The following is a 7,948-nucleotide window of genomic DNA, read 5'->3' as shown; positions in this document are numbered from 1 at the left end:
CGGGGGAGGACGCCCGGGGGTCCGGGGTGCGCCCCGCACTGCGGACGTGGGTCGGCAGGCCGCTCGTCGCGACGCTGCTGGTGGCGACCGGCGCCTTGTTCGTGCTCGTCGGTACCGAACTGGCCGCCGTCGCCGCGCTGCGGGAGTCGGATGAGGTGGCCTGGACCGGTGTGGTCATCGCGGTGATGTGCGTGGCGTCACTCGCGGGTGGCCTCGTGCACGGCGCGGTGGCGCGCTCGCTGCCGCAGCCGGTGCTGATGGTCGCGCTGGCGGTCCTGGTGCTGCCGGTGGGTCTGGTGAGCGGGCCGTGGTGGGTGCTCGCGCTCGCGCTGATCCCGTCCAACCTGGCGTGCGCACCCACGCTCGCCGCCACCACGGAGTCGGTGAGCAGGCTGGTCCCGCACACCGTGCGCGGCGAGGCCATGGGCGTCCAGGACTCGGCGACCCGGATGGGACTGGCACTGGGCAGTCCCGTCGTGGGCTGGGTGCTCGATCACGCGGGCCCGGCGTGGGGCTTCGCCGCGGCGGGACTCGGCGGCCTCACCCTCGCCGCGGTCGGCGCGCTGCTGCTGGTGCCGGGACCACCCCGGCCGGGGCGCCGCCGTCGGGTCAGAAGCACGCCTGCCGGAGCTGGTCGAGCCGTGTCAGATTCCGCTGCAACCACTGGTTGAAGTTGTCCAGATGGTCGGCCTTGCGCTGCTCCAGCTCCACATAACCGTCGGCCAACCGGAACAGCGACTCCTGCACGCTCTGATCGGCGACCTCGTTGCCCAGCTGACGCAGCTGCTCGGCCTTCTCCCCGGCCTTCGCGGCGGCCTGCTCCGGGTCGAGATTCGGATTCAGATCGACGATGCCGAGCGCCTCGCTGCACGCGCTCGCCTTGTCGGTGGCACCGTCCACCTGCTCGATCGTCTCGCCCACCTCGCCGCAGCCCGCCACGAGTCCCGCCACCGACAACACGACGGCCGCCGACGCGACCCGGACACCAGAGATCCTCATGGACCCGACCGTACCGGCGTCGGCCCGATCGGTGGTAGTTCCGCCCCAGCGCATCCGGGCGCGGCGCGTGGCCGGCGCCCCGGAAGCGGGGCTGCCACGTCCCCTGTGGCAGCACGACGGCACCCTCGCCGGGACCGATCATCGGTACGGGGCGAGACCTCGTTCATCGGTGTGCGCCGACTCGACCTTCGAGCCGGTTGAGATCTCGGCCCCACCGGGTGACACCGGAGGAACCGCCGACCAGTGCACGCCTGCGCGTGCCTCAGTCGGCCGCGGCGATCAGTTCGGCGATCTGCACGGTGTTCAGCGCCGCACCCTTGCGCAGGTTGTCCCCGGTGACGAACAGGGCCAGTCCGCGCCCGTCGTCGACGCCCGGGTCCACCCGGATCCGGCCCACGTGGCTCGGGTCGGTGCCCGCGGCCTCCAGCGGTGTCGGGATGTCGGACATCCGCACGCCCGGGGCGGTGCCCAGCAGGCTGCTCGCCCGCTCGACCGACAGCGGCCGCGCGAACTCGGCGTTGATCGACAGCGCGTGCCCGGTGAACACCGGGATCCGCACGCAGGTGCCGGACACCCGCAGCTGGGGGACGTCGAGGATCTTGCGGCTCTCGTTGCGGAGCTTCTGTTCCTCGTCGGTCTCGTTCGACCCGTCGTCCACCACGGACCCGGCCATCGGCAGCGCGTTGTAGGCGATCGGCCGCGCGTACTTGGCGGGCTCGCCGAGGTCGACCGCCGCGCCGTCGTGGGTGAGCTCGGTGGCGCGGTCGCCCACCGCCCGCACCTGCTCGGCGAGCTCCTCCACCCCGGCCAGGCCACTGCCGGAGACCGCCTGGTAGGTGCTGGCCACGAGCCGCACCAGGCCCGCCTCGTCGTGCAGCGGCTTGAGCACCGGCATCGCGGCCATGGTGGTGCAGTTCGGGTTGGCGATGATCCCCTTGCGGGCGTCCTTCACCGACTGCGGGTTGACCTCGCTCACCACCAGCGGCACGTCCGGGTCCAGCCGCCAGGCCGAGGAGTTGTCGATCACGGTGACGCCCGCCTCGGCGAATCGCGGCGCCTGCGCCTTCGACGTCGCACCGCCCGCCGAGAACAGCGCGACGTCCAGCCCGGACGGATCCGCGGTGGCGACGTCCTCCACCACGACGTCCCCGCCGTTGAACGGCAGGGTGCTGCCCGCCGAGCGGGACGACGCGAAGTAGCGCATCTCGGCGACCGGGAAGTTCCGTTCGGCCAGCAGCCTGCGCATCACCGCGCCCACCTGGCCGGTGGCGCCGACGACGCCGACCCGGAGGCCGGTTCCGCGGCTGTCGTCCGGCCCGTGCTGCCCTGTCCCGTGCTGCCCTCTCCCGTGCTGCGCCATCAGCGACCACTCCCCGCGTAGACGACAGCCTCTTCGTCGCTGCCGAGTTCGAAAGCCTCGTGGATCGCGCGCACGGCGTCGTCCACCTGCGCGTCCCGGATCAGCACCGAGATGCGGATCTCCGAGGTGTTGATGATCTCGATGTTCACGCCCGCCTCGGCCAGCGCCTCACAGAACGACGCGGTCACCCCGGGGTGCGAACGCATCCCCGCGCCGACGAGCGAGACCTTGCCGACGTGGTCGTCGTAGACCACCGCCGAGAAGTCGAGCTCCGACTTGATCTTCTCCAGCTCGCTGACCGCGTTCGGGCCGTTGGCCTTGGACAACGTGAAGGTGACGTCGGTGCGCCCCGCCGTGTTGGAGATGTTCTGCAACACCATGTCGATGTCGATCTCCGCGTCCGCCACCGCCCGGAAGATCCGGGCCGCCGCGCCGGCGTGATCGGGCACGCCGGTCACGGTGATCTTGGCCTCGGACCGGTCGTGGGCGACGCCGGTGATCAACGCTTGTTCCACGGGGATCTCCTCAATCGAACCGGTCACGGTCGTGCCCGGCTTGTCACTGTAGGACGAGCGGACCCGGATCGGCACGCCGTACCGGCGGGCGTACTCGACCGAGCGCAGGTGCAGGATCTTCGAACCGCTCGCGGCGAGCTCCAGCATCTCCTCGTACGGGACCGTGTCCAGCCTGCGGGCGTCCGGGACGATCCGCGGGTCGGAGGTGTAGACCCCGTCCACGTCGGAGTAGATCTCGCACACGTCGGCGTTCAGCGCCGCGGCCAGGGCGACCGCCGTGGTGTCCGACCCGCCGCGGCCGAGCGTGGTGATGTCCTTGGTGTCCTGGGCGACACCCTGGAACCCGGCCACGAGGGCGATGTAGCCCTGTTCGAGCGCTTCGGTGACCCGCGACGGGGTGACATCGATGATGCGGGCGTTGCCGTGTACGCCGGTGGTCACCACCCCGGCCTGAGAGCCGGTGAACGACCACGCCTCGGCGCCCTGGGCGGAGATCGCCATCGCGACCAGGGCGTTGGAGATCCGTTCCCCCGCGGTGAGCAGCATGTCCATCTCCCGCTCGGGCGGGACGGGATTCACCTGCTCGGCGAGATCCAGCAGTTCGTCGGTGGTGTCCCCCATCGCCGAGCACACGACGACCACGTCGTTGCCGGCCTTCCGGGTGGCCACGATCCGTTCCGCGACGCGCTTGATGCGGTCGGCGCTCTCCAGCGACGAACCACCGTACTTCTGGACTACGAGCGCCACTGCCTCGTTCCTCCTCGCTGCACGCCTGCCCGCCGATCCGGTCTCGGCCCGCGGCGCTACGGATCGTTTTCGCCGCCCCAGAATACCGGGGCGACGCGGGACGGATACCCGGCTTTGTGGCACCGACCACTGACGACGTGCGATTTCGTGCCGCACGTGGCCCCACCGGACGGACTTCGGGCATCACCCCCGACGGCACCGGAATCCTTCCGGCCCCGGGCCGCGGCGTCACCCGGCCGGGGACGGGCGTGCCCGCCTACTCTGGACGGCGATGAGTGACAAAGACGCCGACACCAGTGTGCCCGTACACGAACTGATCGCCCGGCGGTGGAGCCCGCGGGCGTTCGACGCCGAGGCGACGGTCGACCCGTCGCGGGTGCGCGCCCTGTTGGAGGCCGCGCGCTGGGCGCCGTCGTGCGGCAACAGCCAGCCCGCCCGCTACCTCGTGGGGGTGCGCGGCGACGACACCTTCCGCCGCATACTCGGGGCGCTGACCGAGCGCAACCAGTCGTGGGCGCACCGCGCGAGTGTGCTCATGGTGGCCTGCGCACGGATGCGCAACGAGAAGGGCGACGTGCCCTACCCCGAGTACGGTGTGGGCCTGTCCACCGAGAACCTGGCCCTGCAGGCCGTCGCCGACGGGCTGGCGGTACACCAGATGGCCGGGTTCGACCGGGACACCGTCCGCCGCGAGTTCGCGTTGCCGGACGAGTTCGAGCCGCTGGCGGCGATCGCGGTGGGTGTGGCCACCGACGCCGACGTGCTGGCCGACGACCGCGACATCAGCCGGGAGACGGCCCCGCGGGACCGCCTCCCCCTGACGGAGTTCGCCTTCACCGGCACCTGGGACACCCCCATCTTCCCGTCCTGACCCGACAGGGTCACCCGGGTGGTGCCGCGAAGGACTCCTTCGCTGCGTGTGACGCCGTGAAGGGGCCCCTCGCTGCGCCCGACGCAGGCAAGGGGGCCTTCACGGCACCACCCCGGGCGAGCGGGCGGCTCAGCTGCGGCCGGCGCCGCCGACGAGGCGGATGATGCGGGTGACCAGGGACGAGGCCACCAGCCAGAACACCGCCGCGAGGCCGTGGTTGAGCAGCACCGCGAGCTGCGGGTCCTCCGGGACGAACATGTCCTCGAAGCCCAGCGCGAGCCGCTCCGCGGCGTCGGCGACGAACGACACGATGCCGTTGTCCGGGTTCGCCTCGCCGATGACGAAGACGACGTGCAGCACGAGCACGACGGCGAAGGCGAGCCCCACCCACCGGGCGAGGGTGGCGAGCACCTCGACGCCCCGGTCCCGGGCGGCGTGCCAGTCGGTCCGGCGCTTCGGAGACGGTCCGGGCTCGGCCTCCCCCACGGGGGGCCGGCCGTCGGGGCCCGCCGACGAGGCGGGCATGGCGCGTGTCGTCTCGGCCGTCTCGTCCCCGCCCTCGGCGCGATGTTCACCCATGCCGGGATTTTCGCACGCCGACCCCACCTTGACTACGCGCCAGTAGCCCCACGGTGGGACCACACATAACGGTTCCACAACGAACCCCGGGGTTCCGTCCGAGGTCGGACCGGCGTTAGGCTGACGTTCGTGGCGCTCTCGCTCCTCCTGCTTCGCTGCCGCGACGGGGCCTGATTCGGACCGGCTCCCCGTCGCGGGGTTCGCCGGTGTTCTCACACGCCGCAGCGCCGGCCGTCGATCGTGCACGACCCGAACAGTGAGCAGGAGCGTTTCAGCCATCATGAGCACTTCCGATTCCCGGACGTCCGACGCACCCCGTTTCGACACCTCCCCCGGCAGCGTGTCCGGCGCCGGATCCGCGAGCCGCGTCCGGACGCCGTCCCGTCCGGCACCCGAGGGGCAGCCGTCCTGGAACAAGCAGAAGGGCAGCACGATGCCCTACGACCGGTACGAACCGTGGTACCGGCTGGTCGAGGACATCCGGCTGCCCGACCGCACCTGGCCGGACACCCGCATCGAGACCGCGCCGCTGTGGTGCGCGGTCGACCTGCGCGACGGCAACCAGGCGCTGATCGACCCGATGTCGCCCGCCCGCAAGCGCACGTTCTTCGACCTGCTCGTGCGCATGGGCTACAAGGAGATCGAGGTCGGCTTCCCCGCCGCGAGCCAGACCGACTACGACTTCGTCCGCGAGATCATCGAAGAGGACGCGATCCCGGAGGACGTGCACATCCAGGTACTGACCCAGTGCCGTCCCGAGCTGATCGAGCGCACCTTCGCGGCGCTGGAGGGCGCCCCGCGGGCGATCGTGCACATCTACAACTCCACCTCGATCCTGCAGCGGCGGGTGGTGTTCCGTGAGGAGCGCGAGGGGATCAAGAAGATCGCCACCCAGGGCGCCGAGCTGGCCGCCGAGTACGCGGCCAAGTACTCCGACACCGAGTTCCGGTTCCAGTACTCCCCCGAGTCCTACACCGGCACGGAGCTGTCCTACGCGGCCGAGGTGTGCAACGCGGTCACCGAGATCTGGCAGCCCACGCCGCACCAACCGGTGATCCTCAACCTGCCCGCCACCGTGGAGATGGCCACTCCGAACGTCTACGCCGACTCGATCGAGTGGATGAGCCGCAACCTCGAACGGCGGGACGGGGTGATCCTGTCCCTGCACCCGCACAACGATCGGGGCACCGGCATCGCGGCCGCCGAACTGGGGTACCAGGCGGGCGGTGACCGGATCGAGGGCTGTTTGTTCGGCAACGGCGAGCGCACCGGCAACGTCGACCTGGTGGCGCTGGGGATGAATCTGTTCAGCCAGGGCATCGACCCGCAGATCGACTTCTCCGACCTGGACGAGATCAAGCGCACCGTCGAGTACTGCAACCAGCTGCCGGTCCCCGAGCGCAGCCCGTGGGCGGGCGACCTGGTGTTCACCGCGTTCTCCGGCAGCCACCAGGACGCGATCAACAAGGGCTTCGACGCCCTGCGCGAGGCGGCCGACAAGCAGGGCGTGCCGCTGGAGCGGTTCCCGTGGGAGGTGCCCTACCTGCCGATCGACCCGCAGGACGTCGGCCGCACCTACGAGGCGGTCATCCGGGTCAACTCGCAGTCCGGCAAGGGCGGCATCGCCTACGTGATGCGCACCGAGCACCAGCTCGACCTGCCGCGCAGGCTGCAGATCGAGTTCTCCCAGGTGATCCAGAAGCACACCGACGCCGGTGGCGGCGAGGTGGACCCGGACACCATGTGGGAGGCCTTCGCCGAGGAGTACCTGCGGCCGCGCACCCCGCTGGAGCTGATCAGCCAGCACGTCCGGGCCGACGACAGCGGTCTGTACCAGCTCACCGCCACGATCCGGCTGGACGGCGAGGAGCAGGAGGTCGTCGGCGGCGGCAACGGGCCGATCGCGGCGTTCTTCGACGCACTGGCGACCGTGGGCTACGATCTGCGGCTGCTCGACTACAGCGAGCACACCCTCAGCCCCGGGGACGACGCCCGGGCGGCCTCGTACATCGAGTGCACCGTCGAGGACCGGGTGTACTGGGGCGTGGGCATCGACCCGTCGATCGTCACGGCGTCCCTGCGCGCCGTCGTCTCGGCGGTGAACCGCGCCCACCGCTGAGGCCGTTCCCCGGGTGTGGCGCGAGGGGCACTTTCCCTGCGTGTGGTGCGGGGAAAGTGCCCCGCACCGCTCCCGACGCAGGGGATGTGCCCCAGACGTCAACTCACGATCCGGCAACGGTGCGGTTACGACCGGGCGGGTACTGAATAGTTCTCAGCTTCCGGCGCGTTGAGTGGTCGTGTGGACCTCTCGACCGCTTCGCTGTTCGGTCTCTTCGTCGTCGCGGCGATCCCGCTCGCGCCGACCGAGGTGGCGCTGATCGGCATGGGCTTCACGGCGACACAGGGGGACGTGTCACTCGTGCCGGTCATCGGCGTCGGGGCCGTGGGCTGCCTGGTCAACGACCTCGCACTGTACGGCCTGGGCAGGCACGGCGTGTCCCGCGTGCTCGACCGGCTGCGGGGTCGCCCGTCGGTGGAGGAGAGCACCCGCTGGATCGGCGATCAGCTCGACCGCCACGGCATCACCACACTCGTCCTCGCGCGGTGGCTGCCCGCGGGCGGCACCGCGGGCTCGCTGGTGGCCGGGTCGCTGCGCTGGTCCCGGCCTGGGTTCCTGATCGCGTCCGGGATCGGCGTACTGCTCTGGTCCACCTACGCCGCAGGCCTGGGCTACCTCGGGGGCGAGCTCGTGCGGCAACCGCACGTGAGCCTGCTGCTGTCCTTCGGCGTCGCGCTGACCATCGGCACGCTCGCGGCCGCCGTGGCGCGACGGGAGCGCACCCCGGCGCACCGGCGGGAGTCCTGCGTGTCCGCCCG

8 protein-coding genes are annotated in these 7,948 nt (G+C 71.2%); 4 read left to right on the top strand and 4 right to left on the bottom strand.

Annotated features, from left to right (window positions below):
* The coding region (locus tag SACHA_RS21640; RefSeq protein WP_019809800.1) for an MFS transporter at positions 1–671 on the top strand (671 nt) is incomplete at its 5' end.
* Here SACHA_RS21640 and SACHA_RS0111350 read toward each other — a convergent pair.
* The 3 genes from SACHA_RS0111350 to SACHA_RS0111340 all read right to left on the bottom strand — a co-directional run bounded on the left by SACHA_RS0111350 (position 610) and on the right by SACHA_RS0111340 (position 3,621).
* The gene (locus SACHA_RS0111350; protein ID WP_019809799.1) at positions 610–999 is read right to left on the bottom strand and encodes a hypothetical protein; all 390 of its coding nucleotides are present in this window, start codon (positions 997–999) and stop codon (positions 610–612) included. The genes SACHA_RS21640 and SACHA_RS0111350 overlap by 62 nt on opposite strands.
* A gap of 262 nt (positions 1,000–1,261) precedes the next feature.
* Positions 1,262–2,359 carry an aspartate-semialdehyde dehydrogenase gene (locus SACHA_RS0111345; RefSeq protein ID WP_019809797.1) on the bottom strand — a complete coding sequence of 366 codons (1,098 nt, stop codon included), beginning with the start codon at positions 2,357–2,359 and terminating at the stop codon, positions 1,262–1,264.
* On the bottom strand, positions 2,359–3,621 hold the full coding sequence (locus SACHA_RS0111340) for an aspartate kinase (RefSeq protein WP_019809794.1): 1,263 nt from the start codon (positions 3,619–3,621) through the stop codon (positions 2,359–2,361). The genes SACHA_RS0111345 and SACHA_RS0111340 overlap by 1 nt, the downstream gene beginning before the upstream one ends.
* 271 nt (positions 3,622–3,892) lie before the next feature.
* Between SACHA_RS0111340 and SACHA_RS0111335 the strand changes: the two genes are divergently transcribed.
* Complete coding sequence (locus tag SACHA_RS0111335) at positions 3,893–4,492, top strand: nitroreductase family protein (RefSeq protein WP_019809793.1); 600 nt, start codon at positions 3,893–3,895, stop codon at positions 4,490–4,492.
* A gap of 129 nt (positions 4,493–4,621) precedes the next feature.
* Here the strand turns inward: SACHA_RS0111335 and SACHA_RS0111330 are convergent, their stop codons facing one another.
* On the bottom strand, positions 4,622–5,071 hold the full coding sequence (locus tag SACHA_RS0111330; RefSeq protein WP_019809791.1) for a hypothetical protein: 450 nt from the start codon (positions 5,069–5,071) through the stop codon (positions 4,622–4,624).
* 280 nt (positions 5,072–5,351) lie between these two features.
* Here SACHA_RS0111330 and leuA point away from each other — a divergent pair, with 280 nt between their 5' ends.
* A complete protein-coding gene (gene leuA / locus SACHA_RS0111325; protein WP_019809790.1) occupies positions 5,352–7,190 on the top strand; it encodes a 2-isopropylmalate synthase in 1,839 nt (612 codons plus the stop codon).
* Positions 7,191–7,370: 180 nt separating this feature from the next.
* A partial coding sequence (locus SACHA_RS25340; RefSeq protein WP_019809787.1) for a DedA family protein occupies positions 7,371–7,948 on the top strand: 578 nt, incomplete at its 3' end.

The organism is Saccharomonospora halophila 8 (genome assembly GCF_000383775.1).
GTDB lineage: Bacteria > Actinomycetota > Actinomycetes > Mycobacteriales > Pseudonocardiaceae > Saccharomonospora > Saccharomonospora halophila.
This window is presented reverse-complemented; position numbering and strand designations above follow the sequence as displayed.

What these genes read in the sequence shown, in the direction of transcription:
- SACHA_RS0111345 (WP_019809797.1), bottom strand. Translation starts at nt 2,359, where the DNA reads ATGGCGCAGCACGGGAGAGGGCAGCACGGGACAGGGCAGCACGGGCCG.
- SACHA_RS0111330 (WP_019809791.1), bottom strand. Translation starts at nt 5,071, where the DNA reads ATGGGTGAACATCGCGCCGAGGGCGGGGACGAGACGGCCGAGACGACA.
- SACHA_RS0111335 (WP_019809793.1), top strand. Translation starts at nt 3,893, where the DNA reads ATGAGTGACAAAGACGCCGACACCAGTGTGCCCGTACACGAACTGATC.
- leuA (WP_019809790.1), top strand. Translation starts at nt 5,352, where the DNA reads ATGAGCACTTCCGATTCCCGGACGTCCGACGCACCCCGTTTCGACACC.
- SACHA_RS0111350 (WP_019809799.1), bottom strand. Translation starts at nt 999, where the DNA reads ATGAGGATCTCTGGTGTCCGGGTCGCGTCGGCGGCCGTCGTGTTGTCG.